This window comes from Chitinolyticbacter meiyuanensis (genome assembly GCF_008033135.1).
Taxonomy (GTDB): Bacteria; Pseudomonadota; Gammaproteobacteria; order Burkholderiales; family Chitinibacteraceae; genus Chitinolyticbacter; species Chitinolyticbacter meiyuanensis.
The window spans coordinates 1,833,457-1,852,926 of sequence record NZ_CP041335.1 but is presented as its reverse complement, the minus strand read 5'-3'; the positions used below and the strand labels follow the sequence as shown (position 1 = coordinate 1,852,926).

Here is a 19,470-nt window from a genome sequence, read left to right as displayed (position 1 = left end):
GAACACAACTCGAGTGGATGAATGAGACTGTGCGCCGAGCCAGCCGACCCGGCGCACTGAAGCTTACTTGGCCTTCGCGTCGACCACCGTCAGCACCGGGCTGGCCTGGCCCACGCCGGTGATCTGCGGCCGGTACATGTCCTCCGCCACCGTGGCGGGCACCACGAAGCGGCCCGGCGTGACCACACGCACCAGGTAGTAAAGGCGCAACGCGTTGCCGTCGAGCTGGCCAGCGGCAACGAAGCGGTCGTCGCGATACTCGCGGTGCTTGATGCGACTGTCGTCCAGCGCCTCGCGGATCGATTGGCCGTCGACCTTGAGCGCGTCGATGCGCTCGCCATCGGACAGGTTGAGGTTCTCGATCTCGAGGCCGGCCGGGATGCGATCGACCACGAGGCCATCCTCGATGCGCTGGCTGGCCGAGGCAGTCACCCGCACGATCAGCGTCTCGCCGACATTGAGCGCCCGGCCGGTGTACGGCTTGCCGTCGGCAAAGAACCAGTCGCGCGCGAGCTTGATCTGATCGCCCGGCTGCGGCTTGGGCGCCTCCTTGGGATAGCCGCTGGCCTCGATCTCGACGAACAAGGCTGCACCAGCGCTATTGGCCAGCTTGGCACCCTTGGCGATCTCGGCCGCCGGCAGGCTTACCGTTTCCTGAGCCTTGGAGGCAAGGCCACGGGTGCTGCCGCCGACGGTCAGCACGGCATTCCACTCACTGCCCGAGGCGCCCGGGCCACCGCCGGCCTGCGAAGCCAGCAGCAGCGCCATCCGCTCCTGTGTGGAGTAATAGGCGTAGCGGCGGTTCTTCAGGCTGTCCGCCAGCTCGAACACCAGGTTTTCGCGCCCCGGATGGGCGATCTTGTGGCGGACCAGCAGTGCATAGGCCATGGCGCGGTCGCGCACGGCGCTGCCGTAGTCGCCCAGCCATTCGCCCCAGTACCAATCAGTGTTGGGCGTGATGCCGTAGCCACGCTTCATCGCCGCGTCGAAAGCGGCGGCAGCGCGCTTCTCGTCACCCATCAGCTTGAGCGCGAGGCCCAGGTGCACCAGCGGCAGTGGCGAGCGGGCGCGGTTGGCGTACTTGTCGTACAGCACGCGCAACGTGGCCAGTGGGGCCTTCTGGTCACGCGCCAGGATATAGCCCTGATGCGCGGCGGCGGCGAGACGCTGATGGTCGATGCGCAGCTGCTCGTACTCGTTGCCAACGAGCTTGTCGCGAAGGGTGCCATCGGCGCCCAGCTTGTCGGCCAGCGATTTGCCGTAGCTGGGGAAATCGGCCGGTGCACGCTGCAGTTGCTTCAGCAGCCAGCCCTGGGTATCGGCATAGAGCTTGTCCGGCACGGTGAAGCCGGCAGCGCGCGCATCCTGGTAGAAGCCGCCGACATAGGCCGACAGCCACAGCTCGTAGGGCCCACTGCCCCACAGCGTGTAACCGCCGTCGGCCTTCTGCATGCCCGCCAGCCGGCCGATCGCCTCGCTCAGCATGCGGGTGCGCTCCTCGCGGCTGTACTGCTTGAGGCCGTAGAGCTTGGCGACCTCGGCATCGATCAACACGTGCGGATAGGCGGTGCTGGTGGTCTGTTCCAGGCAACCATAGGGATACGTCAGCAAGCCCTGCACCAGGGAGCGCACGTTGAGCGGCGGCTTGTTGGAGACGGTGACCGACACATGGGCCGAATCGGCGTAGTAACGCGCGATCAGCTCAGGGAGCAGTGCCTGCTCGGCGCCCGGCTCGAGCTTGATCCGGGTGACGTTGCGATCGAGTGCCACCGGCGGCTGCACCTGCAGCGCGGCAGTCCGCTTGATGGTGAGCGGCTTGCCAGCGAGCTTGCCCGCCACCTCGAAGTCCAGCCGCGCAAGGCCGTAGGCATCGGTCGCCTCGGCGGTGTAGCGCAGCGTTTTCTTCTCCTTGTCCTTCAGCGTCACCGTGGCTTCGCCGCCGGCGATCTTCACCGGCTTGCCGGCGGTGAACTTCACTGCGAAGGTCTGCGCGCTGCCGGTGAGGTTGGTCACGTCGAGCGCCAGCGTCGCGGTGTCGCCCGGGGCGATGAAGCGCGGCGTGGCGAGTTCCGCCACCACCGGTGCCGCCACCGTCATCTCCTGCTCGGCATTGCCGTAGCGCGCATCGCTCGCCGCCACCGCCATCAACCGCAAGGTGCCGTTGAAGTCGGGGATGTTCAGCGGGATGGTCGCCTCGCCCTTGGCATCGAGCAGCACCGGGCCGCTGAAGAGGTCGACCAGCTTCACCTTCTCCGGCCTGTCCTGGCTGTCGCGCATGCCCGAGTCGCCGCCCCACTTGAGCTTGCCGGTGTTCCCTTCCATTTTCTCGATCAGCTTGCCGTAGATGTCGGCCAGATCCTGGCTATAGCGATGCTTGCCGAACAGGAAGTCGAACGGATCGGGCGACTTGAACTTGGTGATGTTGAGGATGCCGACGTCGACCGCCGACAGCGTGACGAAGGCACTGCCACTCGCGGCTCCATCGACCTTGATCTTCACCGGCACGCGCGTTTCCGGTCGCGCCTTCGACGGTGCGGTCAGCGCCACCTTGAACTTGCGATCCTCGCTGGCGAGCGGCAGGTAGACCAGACCCAGTGCACGCGCCGGCGTGACGCGATCGCCATCGCTGCCGGGGCGGAACGCCACCACCGAGATATAGAGATCGTGGCGCTTCCAGTCCTCGCTGACAGGAATGTCGATTTCGGTGCCCGAGGCGGAGACGCGCACGCGCTTCTGCCACAGCACCTTGTCGCCTTCGACCAGCACCAGCGCCTCGCCATCATGCGGCGGCGTGATGGTCAGCGTCACGTCGTTGCCCGGCTTGGCCGGCACTCCGGCGAGCTTGAGGTTCACGCGATCGGGCCTGTTGCCCATGGCCTCGGCATCCTGCGCGCCCCAGCCGGCGTAGAAACGGTAACGCGCCACCTGCCGGGTTTCCGGGTCCTCGATCTCCAGCCGATAGCGGCCCCACTCCACCGGCACCGCCAGCGAAGCGCGGTTGTTCAGCGCCAGATCGCCGCTGTATACCGGCGCGTCATTCTCGGTGTAGCCGGAGTGCCAGCCACGCTGGTCGTCGTAGCGCCAGTAGAAGTCGCGATCCTCGCGTGTCAGCTTCACTTTGGCATTGACCAGCGGCGCCAGTGCGCCGGTGGTATTCACCCGCACCACCTCGAATGCCGCCTTGTCGTTTTCGCGCGCCACGTCGCGATCGAACAGCGGGCGGATGGCAATCAGCTTGGGCGCCGGCCACACGGTGCGTTCAATCGAGCGCACCACCGGACGGCCACCCGATTCGAGCAGGCTGAAAGTGGCACGTGCCTTCATCGGCGACTTGGCACCACCGAGATCGAGCGGCACCGTCACGGTGGCGTCACCACTGGCACCGAGCTCGGTTTCCTCGATCTCCTGGCGCGAGCGCTTGTCGTCGTCGGCGAAATCACCGAACAAGAAGCCCGGCCACTGCTTGGCCAGCGTATAGCGATCACGCTCTACGGCCACGCTCCCCAGCAGGCGATTGCCAGAAGCCGGTGCACCATAGAGATAACTGCCCTTTACGCCAACCTGGAACGCCTGGCCAGCGGACAGCGCCGGTGGATCGCTATCGAGCTCCAGCTTCATGCGCTCGGGCAGGAATTCCTCCACCTGCAGCCGCAACACGGTATCGGGCTCGTCGGCAGCCGGATCGGCGCGCAGTTCCAGCAACCAGGTGCCGGTGGCGGCATCCGGCGGCAGCGCCAGCTGGCGCTGGTAATAGCCGGGCAGCTTGCCATCAGGCTGCCAGGTGGCCGATTGCACGGTCTGGCCATCGGGGCGCTTCAACGTTGCGGTCAGCGGCAGGCGCGGCAGCGGCCGGCCATCGGTATCGCGCGCAATCACCGAGACGAACAGCTTCTCACCCGGCCGGTACAGGTCGCGGCCACTGTAGGCAAACAGCTTGGTATTGCGCGGCAGATGACCGCCGATGTCGTATTCGGAGAGATCGAGCCCCGGCTCGAACAGCGCCAATACCGAGAGCTGGTTGTCCTTCTTGGCAACCAGCGCCCGCGCGGTGAGCGGCACCTTGTCGAGTACCGCATGGCCTTCACCGTCACCGTCGGCATTCGCCAGCGACTTGCCGTATTCGTCGAGCAGCTCGAACGACACGCCCGATAGCGCCTTGCCGGTCTTGAGCGAGGTGGCAAAGGCATCGATCTGGTTCTGGCCACGGTGCACGTGCAGGCCGACGTCGGTCACGTAGAAATAGGTGACCTGATAGGCATCGGAATAACGGCCGGGCTGGCGCATCACCGCCACGTAGATGCCTGGCTCCTGCAGTTCCTTGATGCCCTCGACCGGCAGGAAGCTCACATTGCGGCGGTTCTTGCGCGCATCGGTCTCGAAGCGGCCCAGGTACACGCTCTCGGTTAGCTTACGCAGGTTGGACAAGGTCCAGCTGTAGACGGCGCCCGACAGCGTGAGCCGGCCGCTGTCGTAGTAACCTTCGTCCTCGCCGCCCTCCTCCTCGCCATCGGCCGGTTCGACACGCCGTTGCGCCACCACCTTTTCCAGAAAGCGCGGGATATGGCGCGGCGAAACCCGCAGGAATTCGACATCGACCTCGGGCACATTCACCGTGACCACCGGCAGGCCGCCGTTCTGGCTGGCCGGCAGCACCACGCCGCGACTGGCGAAGTAATAGGCGGGTGGCATGGCATCGAGCGCGATCTCGCAGCGCTTGTGGCCAATCAACGCGCGATCGTCGTCGGCCAGCACGCCCGACGAGATATCGACAGCATAGCGATGCTTGGCGGTGGTGACGAAATGCGCCAGCTGGGCATTGTCGTCGTCGATCTCCCAGCGCCCGTCGACGACCTTCTCCTCCGCCGCCTTGGTTTCATTCGTCTGGCTGGACTTGCCCTCGGGCAGTACGCCCAGGTCGGTGACCTTAAACTTCTTGGCCAGATCCTGCTTGCGCTTGATCGGGTGGGTAAACGCCACGGTCAGTGCCGGCTCGTCGTCGTAGTAGCCGGCCTTGCACTCGAGCACGCCGAATTCGGTGGGCTCGGCCACTGCGGCCGCGCCGCTCGCGTCAGGTGAAGCGCCACGCTGCCCCCACCACCAGCCGCCACCGACGGCCGCCGCAACCACGGCCACCGCTGCCGCGCTCAAGCCCACCTTGCGCGCATTCGCGCGCAGCCAGTCCGCCACTGCCATATTATGTTCTCCCCGGCCGACCCTGAACCGGGCCGGACTGCAGGAGCATCAACGATGGCCGTCATTTTGTAAACCCGCAGAAAGCCTGACTCTACAGGTGTGCAACGGGGTGATCAGGACCAGCGTTCGGGCTCGTCCACCACCGTCCAGTCCCGCCAGCTCCGGCGCTCACGCGCTGTGGCCCGAACCGCGCAGCGTGCAGCGGGCAGCTCGTCCTGCCAAGCCTGCGACACCCACCATGGCGCGGTCCGGCGATCGTGCCAGGTAGCCGTACCGGTTTCACCGCCGCCGGCAAGGCGCGCCCATATCGTCGACCACCATCGCTTCAGCATGACCCGTGCTCCTGAGTACAACACAGCGAGTGCCGAGCAGGGAACGTGCCAGCCGTGCCAGCGCCGTATCACGCCGGATCGGCACGATATCGTCGACCGTCTATGCGCGTTGCCGGTGCGCCGGGTCACCACCATGCCCCGTCAAGGTGAGATTTCCGTGGTCAGGCTGGCTGCGCTGCGATAAAACCGTCCCTGGTTTCAAAGGAGTACTCCCATGCGTTTTCTGCTTGTTCTCGCCTGCAGTCTGCTGCTTGCCGCCTGCGCCGCCCCACCAAGCCAGACTGGCCCGGCAATCATCAATGGCGAGTTGACCTTTCGCGAGCGCATCGCCCTGCCCGATGCCGCCGAAGCAGTGATCGCACTGCGCGCCGCCGACAGCGATGCCGTGCTGGTCGAGCAGCGCATCGCGCTCGCGGGCAAGCAGGTGCCGGTGCGTTTCAGCCTGCCGGTCGAGCGCCAGCGGCTGGGCAAGGCGAAGGGCTATACGCTGCAGGGCCGCATCGTGCTTGCCGATGAACCCGCCTGGGTGAGCAAGCCAATCGCGCTGAAGCTCGACGGTACTCAGGTCGACGTGGGCGTGCTGCAGTTGCAGCGCGCTACAGGCAACGGTTTCACCAGTACGCTGCAATGCGGCGAGCTGACTGCAGCCGCCGATTTCACGGAGGGCGCCCGACTGCAGATTGCCGGCAAGCTGCTGACGCTGCGCCAGGTGGAGGCAGCTTCCGGTGTGAAATACCAGGCCGCCGAGGAGCCCGGCACCACGCTGTGGCTGAAGGGCAATGAAGGCAGGCTGGAGCGGCATGGCAAGACCTACCCGCAATGCACGCTGGTCACCGAAGGCAAGCTCACCAGCGTGGAATGGGTGGTTGAGGACGTGGATGGCGGCGGCATCATCGACGACTCGCGCATCACCATGATCTTCGATGAGGAAGGGCGCCTCGGTGGTCGCGCTTCGTGCAACGGCTATTTCGCCGGCTACGAGGCCAAGGGCAGTACGCTCAGCATCAGCCATCCGGGCAGCACGCTGATGGCCTGCGCCGAGGCGCTGATGAACCAGGAGCAGCGCTTCCTCGCCACGCTTGGCGCCGCCAAGCGCTACCGCTTCCTGCCCGATGGCGCGCTGGTGCTGGAAACCGACGACGGCCGCAGCCTGACGGCACGGCACGACTGACCCACGCGTCGCCAGCTACATGGCCGATCGCATCACGCGTTCAGCAGGGCCAGCGCCAGCTGTGGCTGGTTGTTGGCCTGGCCCAGCATCGCGGAGCTGGCCTGCTGCAGGATCTGCTGCCGTGTCAGCGCGGCGGTTTCCTCGGCGAAATCGGCATCGCGGATGCGCGAGCGCGAGGCGCTGGCGGTTTCCACGCTGACCGACAGCCCCTGCATGGTTGCTTCCAGCCGATTTTGCATCGCCCCCAGCGTGGCACGCTGTTCGCCGAGGTATTCGAGCGCCCGGTCGACCCGGTAGATCGCGAACTTGGCCAGCTTCTGCAGATCGGTATCGGCGAGGCCCAGCGCATCGCTGTTGATGGCACCGATGAACGCATTGATCTGCTCATGGGGGTTGGCGCCGACCTGCATCGCGAACTGGTTGAGGCCGCTGCCGCCGCCGATATCGGGAAAGTCGAGGATGAAGCCGTCGAGCACATCCTCGCCCGACCGGCTCAGCCCCAGCTCGCCGATCACGTTCTCGGCATCGAGCACTGCGCCGCCATCGGCATCGAAGCCACCGATGGCGCCGGTGTCGTCGTTGTCGAGGTCCATGCGGTTGGTGACGAAATCCTCGCCGACCGCGACATTGGCCCCGGTGAACGAGGCAATGAAGCTCGCCGCATCGGCGTATTCGCCATCGGTGAGCGCGGCGATGGCATCATCCAGCGTGTCGTTCTGGTTTTCGTTCAGGTAGGCCATCACCGCTTTCAGACCGCCGGCATTGCCATGCCCTTTCAGCTCCTCGTGCAGGTAGCGGGTGGCGATGTAGGCCGATGAATAGTCGATGCTGTCGCTGCCCCAGGCGCCGGCCACTTGGTTCACCACCGCGGTCAGCCCGCTGGCGGCGATGTCACCGACCACGCGCTCGTCCGCGCCATGGATGAACTCGGCCGCGCCTTCGGCAAACCAGGTGGGCAGTGCGGTGAAATTCATCGACCGCCCCATCACCGCATGCACCATCTCGTGCGCGATGATGCGGTCGTTGTAGAACGGGTCACTGCCGCCGTTGGGCAGATTGGGCGGGGTGAAATCGGCCATGTCGATGTTGAGGTACTGGTCCACCACCTTGCCACCCGGACCGCCGCTGCCGGAAACCGAGGCCAGCACGCCGCCCGCGCCATCGGTGGTATCGAGGTCCACGGTGAGCGTCGCCCCATCCGCGACGATGCCGTAGTACTGCTTGATGCGGTACTCGGACGCCTCCAGCCAGCCCAGCTGCAATCCATCGAGCACGGCGCGCTTGTTGGCATCCCCGCCGATGCTGGCACGCGATTGCGAGAACAACTGCTGGCCGTTGAACTGGGTAATGCGCCCGATCTGGTCGATGCCCTGCAGCAGCTCGGTGACTTCGCTTTGCAGCGCCTGCCGGTCCGCCACCGAATTGCTGCCGTTTTCCGCCTGCACCGCCAGCTCGCGGACCCGTTGCAGCATGTCGGCCACCGTACCGAGCGCGCCCTCGGCGGTCTGCACCAGCGAAACACCGTCATTGGCGTTGCGCCACGCCTGGGTATTACCGCGGATCTGCGCGGTCATCCGCTCGCTGATGGCCAGCCCCGCCGCATCGTCACGCGCCGAATTGATGCGCAATCCGGACGACAGCCGTTGCAGCGCGGTGCTCAGCCCCTGCTGGTGGTCGGCAAGCTGTCGCTGGGTAAACAGCGACGGCACATTGGTCTGGATCTGCATGGACGTGGTTTACAAGCCCGTTCGGTCGTATCGAGCTTTTCGGCATGCCTGCGGAGTTCTTTAAGCCAACGGCATGAAAATCGCCGTTTGCGCCCTTGCCTTCATCGACCAGTACGGCCATTCGTGAATGGCGCGGCGAATCCGCAACACGGCAAGCGACTGATCCGAAAAGGGTTTTCGTTCGCCATTCCGGCTACCGGTGAATTTGCCCGGCTTGCTGCTTTCTTCGCCAGCCCGCATCGCGCATAGTCGATGCCACGTGCATAACAGGCCAACCTTGGCCGCTTTGAACAGCACGTGACGACAAACAGGATGGAGACACGCAATGCAGGTCAATCGATGGATGATGGCGGTACCGGCCGTGCTGGTTGCCGCAGTGGCCCACGCCGCCCCGGCCTGGGATGCCGGCCAGGTCTACACCGCTGGCATGGTGGTCAGCTACAACGGGCAGGATTGGAAGGCGAAGTGGTGGACCCAGGGCGATGTGCCGGGTGCCGCACAGTGGGGACCGTGGGAATTGCTGGCCAACGTCACGCCCACCCCGGTCACACCAACCGCAACACCTACACCGCTGACGCCGACGCCGACTCTCACCCCCACGCCGACGGTCACGCCCACTGCAATCACCCCGAGCCCGACCCCGGTCACGCCCACCGTAACGCCGACACCGACCGGCACCGCGCCGACCTGGCAAGCCAGCGTGGCCTATACCGGTGGCCAGCGCGTGTGCCTCGACGGCATCCTGTACGAAGCGATCTGGTGGGTGCAGGGCGAGCGCCCTGACGTCAACAATCCTTGGGGACCATGGCGCAAGATCGGAACCTGCCCGGTCGGCCCGGTTACCCCGACGCTGACCCCGACACCGATCACGCCCACGCCAGTCACGCCGACCCCGGGTACAGCCCGCATCACCGCAGTCAAGGTGGAAACCTGGCGCAACGGCGCAACGGGCGCCTACTCGATGGTGCATGACGATTTCTGCTACGAAGTCAGCGACAGCCATATCAACGTGGCCGAACCGGCGCTGTACCAGCGCGGCCTGGTCGCCGCCTTCGGCGTCGTCACCAGTGCGTGCCAGCCAACCCACTGGACCGCCGCGCAGACCTTCATCGCTCATGGCCACGAACTCGCCAACCATACCCGTACCCACGTCGCGAGCAGCGATGCCGCCTGGCAAGCCAGCGTGGAGATCGCCCAGTCGACCCAGGATATCTCGAGCCACCTGAACGGCTACCAGCCGAGCTACCTGGTCTGGCCCTTCGATACCGCGACCGAGACCGCGCTCACGGCACTGCGCAACACCAGCGGCTACCTCGGTGCTCGCGCCACCAATCGCGATTTCGGCGGGGGCAATATCCAGTACGGCCTCGCCGCTGGCGTGAACAGCGCCCAATTCAACGACCCGTTCATGGTGCAGTGGGATCTGTTCACCGCCAACAACCAATGGTCGCTCTACCCGTCGGGTGAGCTGCTGAACCTGCACGTTGACGCCGCGATCAACCAGCGTGGCTGGGCCACGCGGACCATGCACGGCGTAGGCACCGTCGGCTATGAGCCGGTGCCGGTGGCACGCTATCTTGCCCATCTCGACTATGTGAAGGGCAAGGTCGACGCCGGATTGCTGTGGGTAGCCACGCCATCGGACGTGATTCGCTACCGCTACGCCCGCGAGGCCTGCGCCCCGACGCTGGCCACCGACGGCAAGTCGCTGAGCTTCCCGAGCGGCAACGCGCAGTGCCAGAAATATGCGACGCCGATCACGCTGGAGCTCACCGCCACCGGCCCGATCACCCCGCGCCAGGGCACCACGGCGCTGCAGGTGATCGATCTCGGCAGCGGCCGCTACCGGGTGACCGTGCTACCGACTGCAGGCAGCCTCAACCTGCAGTAATGCGAAACGGCCCGGTTCGTCCGGGCCGTTTTTCTTCAGGCGCCGGCCGCGGCCGGCCCTGCCCGCCGCATCTGCCCCAACGACGCCAGGTACACGGCAAAACCCGCAGCCGGCAGCAAGGCACCGACCCAGCCAGTGGCTGTCCAGCCAAGGCCCGCACTGATTGCCATGCCCCCCAGCCACGCACCCAGCGCATTGGAGATATTGAATGCAGAATGATTGAGCGCTGCTGCCAAGGTCTGTGCATCCTCCGCCACGTCCATCAGGCGGATCTGCAAGGCCGGGCCCAGCGCCGCTCCCGTGCCGATCAGCAGGATATTGAACATCGCCAGCCACAGATGCTGCGCCGTCCAGGCAAACAGGGCCGTCACCACAAGGTTCCAGAGCAGGATGCCGCCTATGGTCGGCAGCAAAGCGCGATCGGCCAGCCAGGCGCCGACCATGTTGCCGACGATCATGCCGGTGCCAAACAGCGCCAGTACGGCCGGCAACCAGGCCAGCGGCAAGCCCGCCACTTGAGTCATGGTTGGTGACACATAGCTGAACACGCAGAACACCCCGCCAAATCCCACAGACCCCACTGCCAGCGTCAGCAGCACCTGCGGCCGTGTCAGCGCACCCAGCTCACGTACCGGGCTGGCGGTCGCATCGCCGGGTCGGCGCGGCACCCAGCGCCAGATCAGCAGGCAGGACAGCACCGCGATCACTGCCACCAGCGCAAATGCGGCACGCCAGCCCAGTGCTTGCCCGAGCCAAGCCGCGAGCGGCACCCCGATCAGCGTCGCACCGGTCAGGCCCAGCATCATTCGCGCCACGGCCTGCGCCCGCTGGTGTGGCGCCACCAGTGAAGCGGCAACCAGTGAGGCCACACCAAAGTAGGCGCCGTGCGGCAAGCCGGCGAGGAAACGGATCACGGTCAGCGCTCCATGGCTGGGCGCCAGCGCGCTGGCGAAGTTGCCGATCGCAAACATGGCAATCAAGGCCATCAACAGCAAATGGCGCGGCCAGCGCGCCGCCAACGCCGCAATCACCGGCGCCCCGACCACCACCCCCAGCGCATAGGCACTGATCACATAGCCCGCCTGTGGCACCGTCACTGCAAACTGGTTCGCCACTTCGGGCAGCAAGCCCATGATGACGAACTCGCTGGTGCCGATGGCAAAGCCGCCCAGCGCCATGGCAAGCTCGGCCTTGCCAGCGGAAACGACTGGAGATGGTACATGGACAGTCATTGGGGGAAACTCCAGGGGCGTGTTGTCGGCTTCGGAGCCGCTCCTTAGGTCCGCCTGCGCCGGCAATATTTGCTGCCACGTTACAGCACCCTGTAGTCAGGCTAGGTAACGGCGTGCACGCGTGGCAAAAAACAAAGGCGCCCAATGCGCCTTTGTTTAGCAGGACACGAATGGGAAGCGTCAGTGCACCTCACCGCCCGCCGGCTCCGTGCCATGCCCGGAGAACAGCTGGGCGACGTCCACTGCGTCGAACTGGTAGCCCTTGCCGCAGAACTCGCAGGTGATGTCGACTTCGCCGCGTTCGGCGAGCACGCCGTCGATCTCGTCACGCCCCACCATCTTCAGCATGCTGCCAACGCGCTCGCGCGAACAGGTGCAGGCAAAGCGCAGCGGATGCGGATCGAACACGCGCACCGTCTCCTCATGGAACAGTCGGTGCAGGATGTCATGCGCCGGCAGTCCCAGCAGCTCTTCGGGCGTGACGGTGCCCGCCAGGAGCTGCACCCTATCCCAGGCATCGGGATCGCCGTGACCGGCCGGCAGCTTCTGCACCAGCAGCCCCGCCGCCTTGCCCTCGCCCACCGCGAGCCACAGCCGGGTGGCAAGCTGTTCTGAGCTCGCCATGTAATGCTCGATGATCTCGGCCACGCGCTGGCCAGGCTCGAAGCCGACGATGCCCTGGTAGGTTTCGCCTTCCTTGGGCTCCAGCGTGATGACGAAGCGGCCGTGGCCCAGCAGTTCGGCCAGCGAAACGTCCGGCACCTCGCCTTCCCAGCGCGCGGTGGCGCGCAGCGTGTTCTCGCTGGTGCACTCGACCACGATCAGCTTGACGCAGCCGGTGCCGTGCAGCTGCATGATCAGCGTGCCATCGAACTTGAGCGTGGCCGACAGCAGCGCAGCGGCAGCCATCAATTCGCCGATCATGGCCTGCAACACCGGCGGATAAGCGTGGCGCGCCAGCACCTCCTGGTAGGCGGCATCGAGCTGCACCAGTTCACCGCGCACTGCGGCGCCTTCGAACAGGAATCTTTCCAACATATCTTGCATGGGCTTACCTATGGGTCTCGAACAGGCTGCGGTGGATCTTCACCACAGCCTTGCGGATGGGGGCCGGGCTGCCGGCGGCGCAACACGGCCGGTGCAATTCACCCGGCCAGAACACCAGGAACTCGCCAGGCCGCAAGGTGATGCGCGCTTCGCGCTGCGGCACCCCGAAGAAGGCGATATCGTGGCGATCCCGCAAATCTTCCAGTACCTGCAATCCGGGCTCGGCCAGCGCCACGCCGTAGACCTCCTCACCCGCCAGCAGCAGCTGGATGTCGGCGTGCTGCACATGCGCCTCCGGGCGCTTGGATTCAAACTCGCCGGTCAGCGGCTCCTGGATCAGCAGGAACATGACGTCGCCCTCCAATGGATGGCGGCCAGCCGGCAAGGCGGCGAGGTCGAGTGTGGCAAGTAGCGCCAGCGCGCGGCTGATCACCGCCGGGTATTGCCCCGGCTGCGCCAGTGCATCGGCAAGGCGACCGTGGATCATGCGGCCTCGCTGGCGAGCGGCAGCGTATACAGCGTCATCGGCAGGCTGGAGCTGATGTCGAACGCGCAGCCGGCCTCGATGCCGATCCGGGCAATGTCGGCGGCAGAGAGGTCGTCGCGCTCATATACCGTATGCATGGCCCCGATCGCGTAGTCGCGCCCGGTACCGATCGCCCAGAAGCGCTCGAACTCGTAGACCTCACGCAGGCTGTAAACGCCGAAGATGCCGGCAGCGTTGGCGAGCAGCACCGTCATCTGGCTCGATTCGTACGGATCGTCCTCTTCCTCGTCGGTCTTGAGGAAGAAATCCTCCTTCAGCTTGGGATGCAGCTTGCGAAAGCTCTCGAAGATGGCCTGACGCCCGCCGAAGTCGAGCGACTTGGTCTTCTTCAGCAACGACTGCAGCACCAGATCGTGCGCGGCACTGCCGGCGATCGAGAAGTAGCCGCCATGCGCCTCGAAGATCTTGTTCCACTTCGCGTCGAGCGGCGCGGCAAGGCGGGTGTCGCCGAAGGTGGACTGGCTGTCGGCGGCGATTGCCACCTCGTTGTTTTTCTTGACGACGACGACGGTAGTCATCGGGTTTCCTCGATCAGGGCATTGAGCCGCATCAGTGCATGACGCACGGTGGCCGCGCGCACGCTGGCCCGGTCACCGGCAAAGCACTGCTGGTCGGTGATGATGCCGGCGGGGGTGGCCCAGGCGAACCAGACCGTGCCGACCGGCTTTTCGGCAGAACCGCCATCGGGCCCGGCAATACCGGAGACGGCGATGCCATAGGCCGCGCCCGCGCGCTCGCAAGCGCCCTGCACCATGGCAGCGACGACAGGCTCGCTGACCGCGCCAAGGCCATCGATGAAGGCGGGAGGCACATCCAGCATCTCGATCTTGGCCACATTGGCGTAGGTAACGAAGCCGCGCTCGAACCAGGCCGAGCTGCCCGGCACATCGGTGATGGCACCGGCGATCAGCCCACCGGTGCACGATTCGGCCGTGGTGACCGTGGCACCGCGCCGCTGCAACAGCTCGCCAAGCAAGGCGGCCTGGGCAAAGGTCTCGACCATCAGTCGCTCGGCAGCTCGGCGGCGGGCACCTTGAGAAAATGCTCGCGGTAGAACTTGAGTTCGTCGATCGATTCGCGGATGTCGGCGAGCGCGGTGTGGGCACCCTGCTTCTTGAATTGCTTGTAGACATCCGGCCGCCAGCGCTTGCACAGCTCCTTCAGCGTGGAGACATCGAGGTTGCGGTAGTGGAAATAGGTTTCCAGCTGCGGCATCCAGCGCGCCATGAAGCGGCGATCCTGGCCGATCGAGTTGCCACACATGGGTGAGCTCCCGCTTGGCACATAGGGCTCGAGGAAGGCCTGCGCCTGGGCAGCCACGTCATCCTCGGACAGCGTGGAGGCTTTCACCTTGGCGATCAGGCCGGAGCGGCCGTGAGTGTTCTTGTTCCAGTCGTCCATGCCATCGAGCACGCTGTCGGGCTGGTGCACCACCCACACGGGGCCTTCGGCGACGACGTTGAGGTCGGAGTCGGTGACGATGATCGCCAGCTCGATGATGCGGTCGTTCTGCGGGTCGAGCCCGGTCATTTCCATATCGAGCCAGATCAGGTGGTTCGCATCCTGCGCCATGGCGGTCTCTGTGTCCGGTAAAAGCCGCATTTTAGCATTGCCCGCGGTTACACCCGCGCGTTACCCCACCGGTGCCCGCCCCATCCGCCTGTCGTGCCGGAATGCAAACAGCATCGATCAGTCTGATGAAAAACTTAGAAAGAAAAAAAGGGAGCAATTGCCCGCCCGGGAGAGGCGGCGAGGAGCAGGCAATGCGGCCCTATACCTTCAAGGACTGGTGCCACTGGAAGCTCAGGCGCGCCAGCACCCGGCACGATCACCGCGAGCGCATCCACATCCAGCGCGTGGCCGGCGTCTATCGCGACCAAGTCTACAGCGATGCCTCACGCTGGTTGGAGCTGGAAAGCAGCGCACATCCGCCCACGCCACGCGACAAGGCGCTGACCGATCGCATCGCCCAGTTGCACCGCATCGCTGCGCCGAACTGGCGCGAGCTGTTCGAGCTCGAGCTGCTGCTCATCGTCACGCTGCCGCGTACCGAACTGCTGACCAAGTATCCGCTTGCCTGCGAGCTCAACCGCTCGCGTGGCGGCGAGGTGGTCAGCACCGAAGAAGCCGCCCGGTTGCACGACTACTGGCAAGCGCTGCTCGATGGCACGCCACCGGCATCGCCACCACCCAAGGGGCTACCCGACCCACGCGAGGAGATGCTGCGCGCCCATCTGCTCAACATGACGGCACAGATGCAATGGGAATACCGCAAGCTGGTCGAGCGCGAAGCCAGTGTCGGCCGCACCCGGCTCTTCATCATCATGGTCAGCGTGATCCTGATGGCACTCTGGATCGGCTTGCCCGCCGCCGCAATGCAATGGCCTTGGACCAACCCCGCCTGGGAGCCGCTGGCATTGCAGACCGCCCTCGGCTTCGGCCTGCTCGGTGCCTTTACCAGCATGATGCGACGCTTCAACGCCATCCAGCCCGATACCGACCGTGGCGTGCCGCAGCCAGGTTCCGCCCGCCTGCTGGCCTCGCTTGATTTCGGCCATTGGTCGCTGTTCTCCGCGTTGGTGATCGGCAGCGTGTTCGGCTTTCTGATCTATCCGCTGTGCGTCTCCGGCTTGCTCAATGGCTCATTCTTTCCGGACTTCAACACGCATCACCAGTTAGTCGGCGATCTGCGCAACGTCGCCAAGCTGGCGATCTGGAGCTTCATCGCCGGCTTTGGCGAGAAGCTGGTACCCGACATCATCGACCGGCTGGGCGCCATGAAGGTGGAACCCAAGGCCGGCAAGTAGCCGCGGCCCGGCGCGCTCTGCGATAATCGGCGAGATGCCGCCGTTCGGCATCGTCACCGGATCCACGCATGACCGCTTCGCAGTTCTCCGCCCTGTTCGCCGTTGCCCTCTTCGCCAGCGTGCTGCTGCAGCTCTGGCTGGCGCAACGCCACATCAACCACGTGCGTCGCCATCGCCATGCCGTGCCTGCTGAATTCAGCGGCACCATCACATTGGAAAGCCATCAGCGCGCCGCCGATTACACGGCCACCAAGGCCCGTTTCGGCATGGTGGTGACCATGGTCGAAGCCGTCATCCTGGCAGGCTTCACGCTGGGCGGTGGCATCGAATGGCTGATCGCCCATACCACCGCCTGGTTCGGCGACGGCATCATCGCCGGCGTGACGATGATCGCGCTGCTCGCCATCATTCATACCGTGATCACGCTGCCGTTCTCCTGGCATGCCACCTTCGGCATCGAGGCCCGCTTTGGCTTCAATCAGAGCACGCCGAAACTCTTCATCAGCGACCTCGTCAAGACCGCGCTCGTCGCCACGGTGATCGGCCTGCCGCTGGTGGCCGGCGTGCTGTGGCTGATGGGGGCGATGGGCACGCTGTGGTGGCTGTGGGTGTGGCTGGCGTGGATGGCGTTCTCGTTCGCCATCATGTGGATCTTCCCCACCTGGATCGCGCCGCTCTTCAACAAGTTCGAACCACTGCCGGACGAGGGCCTGCGTGCGCGCATCGAGGCGCTGCTGGCGCGCTGCGGCTTCACCGCTTCGGGCATCTTCATGATGGACGGCTCCAAGCGCTCCAGCCACGGCAACGCCTACTTCACCGGCTTCGGCAAGACCAAGCGCATCGTGTTCTTCGATACGCTGCTCAAGCAACTGAACGGCGACGAGATCGAAGCGGTGCTGGCGCACGAGCTGGGCCACTTCAAGCGTCGCCATATCGTCAAGCGCCTGGTGTGGACCTTCGCGCTGATGCTGGGCCTGCTGTGGCTGCTGGCGCAGCTGATGACCCAGCCGTGGTTCTACCAGGGCCTGGGTGTGACCACCGCCAACACCGCCACCGCGCTCACGCTGTTCTTCCTGGTGCTGCCGGTGTTCACCTTCCTGTTCGGGCCGCTGGGTTCGTTCATGTCGCGCAAGCACGAGTACGAGGCCGACGAATTCGCCGCCGGCCAGACCCGCGCCGACGACCTGATTGCGGCGCTGGTGAAGCTCTACCGCGACAATGCCGCCACGCTGACGCCCGATCCGCTGCACAGCCTGTTCTACGACAGTCACCCGCCAGCCAGCCTGCGCATTGCGGCCTTGAAGCGGCACGCCTAGAACGGGGTATTTCCCCGAGGAACTGCCGCCATGTCGCTGAACCAGGAAAGCTGTACTGCCAACGCCGCTGCTCTCTCGGCCGTCGAGGCCGAGATGCTGCTCACCGAACTCAACGACTGGCTGCTCAGTGGCGGCAAGCTGGAAAAGACCTTCCGCTTCAAGCAGTTCCAGGACACCGTCGCCTTCGTCAATGCCGTGGCGTGGATTGCCCAGCGCCAGGATCACCATCCCGATCTCGCGGTGAGCTACGGCCACTGCAAGGTCAGCTGGAGCACGCACTCGGCCGGTAGCCTCACCCGCAACGACTTCATCTGCGCCGCGCGCGTCGACGCGCTGGCTGCCTAGGACCCCATTGAGCGACACCGCCACCATCGTCACCAGCCACGGCCGCGCCTATATCGTCGAGATGGCAGACGGCCGCCGGTTGTCCGCCACCACCCGCGGCAAGAAGACCGATTACGCCTGCGGCGACGAGGTCGGCATCAAGGTGCTGAACGGCGAGCAGGCGGTGATCGAGACGCTGACGCCCCGCCGCTCGCTGCTCTATCGCTCGGACCAGTGGCGCGAGAAGCTGATTGCCGCGAACGTGAGCCAGATCGCCGTCGTCATCGCGCCGGTGCCGAGCTTTTCCGAGGAGCTGATCGGCCGCTGCCTGATCGCCGCCGAGGCCGGCGACATCGCACCGCTGATCGTGCTCAACAAGAACGACCTGCCCGAGGCCGGCGAGGCGCGCGAGAAGCTTACCTTCTGGCGCGAGCTCGGCTACCCGGTGCTGGAGCTGTCCGCCAAGCAGGATGTGGCCCCTTTGCGCGCGGCCCTCGCCGGCCACACCAGCGTGCTGGTCGGCCAATCGGGCATGGGCAAGTCGACACTGACCAATGCCCTCGTGCCCGCGGCCAACGCGCGGGTGAACGAGATCTCGATTGCGCTCGACTCGGGCAAGCACACCACGACCCACGCCACGCTCTACCGGCTCGATGCCGGCAGCGCACTGATCGATTCCCCCGGCCTGCAATCGTTTGGCCTCGCCCATGTCGGCGCCGATGCCTTGCCACACGCCATGCCCGAGCTACGACCACTGCTCGGGCACTGCCGTTTCCACAATTGCCGCCACCGCGCCGAACCGGGCTGCGCCATCCGCGCCGCGGTCGATGCCGGAGAGGTGCGGCCGGACCGGCTGGCACTGCTGCACCGGCTACAGGATGAGCTCGCCGCCGCGCAGTCCTATTGAGCCTGCCGCACCAGTGGCAGTGCCACGGCGGCACCGGGGCGCGCAGCCGGCTGCCGGGTGGCATAGAGCACGCCCGAGATCACCAGCGCCGCCCCCACCCACTGCGCCCCACTTACCGGCTGGCCAAGTGCCACGCCGATCAGCGTCGCGAACACCGGCACCAGGTTCATGAACAACACCGCCTTGGCCGCACCGATCCGGCTGACCGCGTCGTTCCACCACACATAGGCCAGCGCCGAGCCGAACACGCTCATCACCAGCACCGCCAGGATCACCCCAGTGGGCGGCACGGCGAGCAGATCCGCGCCTGCCACACCCGCAGTGCCAGCCAATACCAGCCCGCCCAGCACGATGGTCGAGGTGGTGATCTGCAACGGCGCCAGCCCTTGGACAAAACGGCGCGGCACCACCGAATAGATGGCCCAGCCAGTGGCCGCCAGCAGCACCAACACATCGCCCATGCTGAACGACAGCGCACGCAGCGCGGCAAGCGAGCCATGGCTGACCACCACCACGACACCGGCAATGCCCAGCAGCAGTCCGGCCCATTGGCGGGCGCGGATGGGCTCGCGGTGCAGCAGCGCCGACAGCACCGTGGTGATGGCAGGATTCAGCGCCACGATCAGCGCGCCGTTCACCGGCGAGGTGTGCTTGAGCCCGTAGAACAGCGCCACGTTGAAGCCACAGATGCCCAGCACGGCCATCGCCAGCAGCGGCCAACGATTGGACCGCACGCCGCGCCAGTCCAGCCCTTCACGCCATTGCAGCATCGGCAGCAGGATGGCGCCGGCAATCAGGAAGCGCCAGGCGCCGATGGCCAGCGGCGACATCGCGCTCACCGCGTACTTGCCAAGGTGGAACATGGCCGCCCAGAACAGCGCGGCGCCGGCGAGTCTGGACCAGGTGGCAGTGGGGGACATGCTGCGCTCCTTGCCGGCGCGACGCCGGCCTCAAAATTAACGCGGCGAATAAACCC

General features: G+C 65.7%; 17 protein-coding genes. 6 read left to right on the top strand and 11 right to left on the bottom strand.

Features of this window, described 5'->3' with window-relative positions:
* Positions 1-63: 63 nt before the first annotated feature.
* Both FLM21_RS09025 and FLM21_RS09020 read right to left on the bottom strand, forming a co-directional pair.
* On the bottom strand, positions 64-5,193 hold the full coding sequence (locus FLM21_RS09025) for an alpha-2-macroglobulin family protein (protein ID WP_187360160.1): 5,130 nt from the start codon (positions 5,191-5,193) through the stop codon (positions 64-66).
* 113 nt (positions 5,194-5,306) lie between these two features.
* Positions 5,307-5,525: a hypothetical protein gene (locus tag FLM21_RS09020; RefSeq protein ID WP_148715254.1), complete on the bottom strand. Its 219-nt coding sequence runs from the start codon at positions 5,523-5,525 to the stop codon at positions 5,307-5,309.
* 214 nt (positions 5,526-5,739) lie between these two features.
* On the opposite strand from FLM21_RS09020, the gene FLM21_RS09015 reads away from it, so the two are divergent.
* Positions 5,740-6,696 carry an META domain-containing protein gene (locus FLM21_RS09015; protein WP_148715253.1) on the top strand — a complete coding sequence of 319 codons (957 nt, stop codon included), beginning with the start codon at positions 5,740-5,742 and terminating at the stop codon, positions 6,694-6,696.
* A 32-nt stretch (positions 6,697-6,728) separates the two neighbouring features.
* On the opposite strand, the gene FLM21_RS09010 is transcribed toward FLM21_RS09015, so the two are convergent.
* Both FLM21_RS09010 and FLM21_RS09005 read right to left on the bottom strand, forming a co-directional pair.
* Complete coding sequence (locus FLM21_RS09010; RefSeq protein WP_148715252.1) at positions 6,729-8,423, bottom strand: flagellinolysin; 1,695 nt, start codon at positions 8,421-8,423, stop codon at positions 6,729-6,731.
* Between the two features lie 60 nt (positions 8,424-8,483).
* Positions 8,484-8,720, bottom strand: coding sequence for a hypothetical protein (locus FLM21_RS09005; RefSeq protein WP_148715251.1), 237 nt, complete (start codon positions 8,718-8,720; stop codon positions 8,484-8,486).
* A gap of 28 nt (positions 8,721-8,748) precedes the next feature.
* On the opposite strand from FLM21_RS09005, the gene FLM21_RS09000 reads away from it, so the two are divergent.
* Positions 8,749-10,314, top strand: coding sequence for a carbohydrate-binding protein (locus FLM21_RS09000; protein WP_148715250.1), 1,566 nt, complete (start codon positions 8,749-8,751; stop codon positions 10,312-10,314).
* Between the two features lie 35 nt (positions 10,315-10,349).
* On the opposite strand, the gene FLM21_RS08995 is transcribed toward FLM21_RS09000, so the two are convergent.
* The 6 genes from FLM21_RS08995 to orn form a co-directional block, all read right to left on the bottom strand.
* On the bottom strand, positions 10,350-11,546 hold the full coding sequence (locus FLM21_RS08995) for an MFS transporter (RefSeq protein ID WP_148715249.1): 1,197 nt from the start codon (positions 11,544-11,546) through the stop codon (positions 10,350-10,352).
* A 180-nt stretch (positions 11,547-11,726) separates the two neighbouring features.
* Positions 11,727-12,584, bottom strand: coding sequence for an Hsp33 family molecular chaperone HslO (hslO, locus tag FLM21_RS08990; protein WP_308418780.1), 858 nt, complete (start codon positions 12,582-12,584; stop codon positions 11,727-11,729).
* A gap of 13 nt (positions 12,585-12,597) precedes the next feature.
* On the bottom strand, positions 12,598-13,080 hold the full coding sequence (locus FLM21_RS08985; protein ID WP_148715247.1) for a NanQ anomerase/TabA/YiaL family protein: 483 nt from the start codon (positions 13,078-13,080) through the stop codon (positions 12,598-12,600).
* A complete protein-coding gene (locus FLM21_RS08980; protein WP_148715246.1) occupies positions 13,077-13,658 on the bottom strand; it encodes an Ntn hydrolase family protein in 582 nt (193 codons plus the stop codon). The genes FLM21_RS08985 and FLM21_RS08980 overlap by 4 nt, the downstream gene beginning before the upstream one ends.
* Entirely contained in the window at positions 13,655-14,143 is a 489-nt protein-coding gene (locus tag FLM21_RS08975; RefSeq protein WP_148715245.1) for a CinA family protein, read from the bottom strand. The genes FLM21_RS08980 and FLM21_RS08975 overlap by 4 nt, the downstream gene beginning before the upstream one ends.
* A complete protein-coding gene (gene orn, locus FLM21_RS08970) occupies positions 14,143-14,712 on the bottom strand; it encodes an oligoribonuclease (RefSeq protein WP_148715244.1) in 570 nt (189 codons plus the stop codon). Before orn ends, FLM21_RS08975 begins: the two co-directional genes overlap by 1 nt.
* 191 nt (positions 14,713-14,903) lie before the next feature.
* On the opposite strand from orn, the gene FLM21_RS08965 reads away from it, so the two are divergent.
* From FLM21_RS08965 to rsgA, 4 genes are all read left to right on the top strand, one after another.
* On the top strand, positions 14,904-15,947 hold the full coding sequence (locus tag FLM21_RS08965; protein WP_148715243.1) for a hypothetical protein: 1,044 nt from the start codon (positions 14,904-14,906) through the stop codon (positions 15,945-15,947).
* Positions 15,948-16,015: 68 nt separating this feature from the next.
* A complete protein-coding gene (locus FLM21_RS08960; RefSeq protein WP_148715242.1) occupies positions 16,016-17,263 on the top strand; it encodes a M48 family metallopeptidase in 1,248 nt (415 codons plus the stop codon).
* Positions 17,264-17,293: 30 nt separating this feature from the next.
* On the top strand, positions 17,294-17,608 hold the full coding sequence (locus FLM21_RS08955) for a 4a-hydroxytetrahydrobiopterin dehydratase (RefSeq protein WP_148715241.1): 315 nt from the start codon (positions 17,294-17,296) through the stop codon (positions 17,606-17,608).
* A gap of 7 nt (positions 17,609-17,615) precedes the next feature.
* The gene (gene rsgA / locus FLM21_RS08950; protein ID WP_187360159.1) at positions 17,616-18,494 is read left to right on the top strand and encodes a ribosome small subunit-dependent GTPase A; all 879 of its coding nucleotides are present in this window, start codon (positions 17,616-17,618) and stop codon (positions 18,492-18,494) included.
* Here rsgA and FLM21_RS08945 read toward each other — a convergent pair.
* Positions 18,488-19,414 (bottom strand): DMT family transporter, encoded by a 927-nt coding sequence (locus tag FLM21_RS08945; protein ID WP_148715240.1) that lies wholly within the window; start codon positions 19,412-19,414, stop codon positions 18,488-18,490. The two genes, rsgA and FLM21_RS08945, sit on opposite strands and share 7 nt — an antisense overlap.
* Positions 19,415-19,470 lie beyond the last annotated feature (56 nt).

What these genes read in the sequence shown, in the direction of transcription:
- FLM21_RS08945 (WP_148715240.1), bottom strand. Translation starts at nt 19,414, where the DNA reads ATGTCCCCCACTGCCACCTGGTCCAGACTCGCCGGCGCCGCGCTGTTC.
- FLM21_RS09000 (WP_148715250.1), top strand. Translation starts at nt 8,749, where the DNA reads ATGCAGGTCAATCGATGGATGATGGCGGTACCGGCCGTGCTGGTTGCC.
- FLM21_RS09015 (WP_148715253.1), top strand. Translation starts at nt 5,740, where the DNA reads ATGCGTTTTCTGCTTGTTCTCGCCTGCAGTCTGCTGCTTGCCGCCTGC.
- FLM21_RS09020 (WP_148715254.1), bottom strand. Translation starts at nt 5,525, where the DNA reads ATGCTGAAGCGATGGTGGTCGACGATATGGGCGCGCCTTGCCGGCGGC.
- FLM21_RS08995 (WP_148715249.1), bottom strand. Translation starts at nt 11,546, where the DNA reads ATGACTGTCCATGTACCATCTCCAGTCGTTTCCGCTGGCAAGGCCGAG.
- FLM21_RS08975 (WP_148715245.1), bottom strand. Translation starts at nt 14,143, where the DNA reads ATGGTCGAGACCTTTGCCCAGGCCGCCTTGCTTGGCGAGCTGTTGCAG.
- FLM21_RS08965 (WP_148715243.1), top strand. Translation starts at nt 14,904, where the DNA reads ATGCGGCCCTATACCTTCAAGGACTGGTGCCACTGGAAGCTCAGGCGC.
- FLM21_RS09010 (WP_148715252.1), bottom strand. Translation starts at nt 8,423, where the DNA reads ATGCAGATCCAGACCAATGTGCCGTCGCTGTTTACCCAGCGACAGCTT.
- orn (WP_148715244.1), bottom strand. Translation starts at nt 14,712, where the DNA reads ATGGCGCAGGATGCGAACCACCTGATCTGGCTCGATATGGAAATGACC.
- FLM21_RS08960 (WP_148715242.1), top strand. Translation starts at nt 16,016, where the DNA reads ATGACCGCTTCGCAGTTCTCCGCCCTGTTCGCCGTTGCCCTCTTCGCC.
- FLM21_RS08980 (WP_148715246.1), bottom strand. Translation starts at nt 13,658, where the DNA reads ATGACTACCGTCGTCGTCGTCAAGAAAAACAACGAGGTGGCAATCGCC.
- FLM21_RS08955 (WP_148715241.1), top strand. Translation starts at nt 17,294, where the DNA reads ATGTCGCTGAACCAGGAAAGCTGTACTGCCAACGCCGCTGCTCTCTCG.
- hslO (WP_308418780.1), bottom strand. Translation starts at nt 12,584, where the DNA reads ATGTTGGAAAGATTCCTGTTCGAAGGCGCCGCAGTGCGCGGTGAACTG.
- FLM21_RS08985 (WP_148715247.1), bottom strand. Translation starts at nt 13,080, where the DNA reads ATGATCCACGGTCGCCTTGCCGATGCACTGGCGCAGCCGGGGCAATAC.
- FLM21_RS09025 (WP_187360160.1), bottom strand. Translation starts at nt 5,193, where the DNA reads ATGGCAGTGGCGGACTGGCTGCGCGCGAATGCGCGCAAGGTGGGCTTG.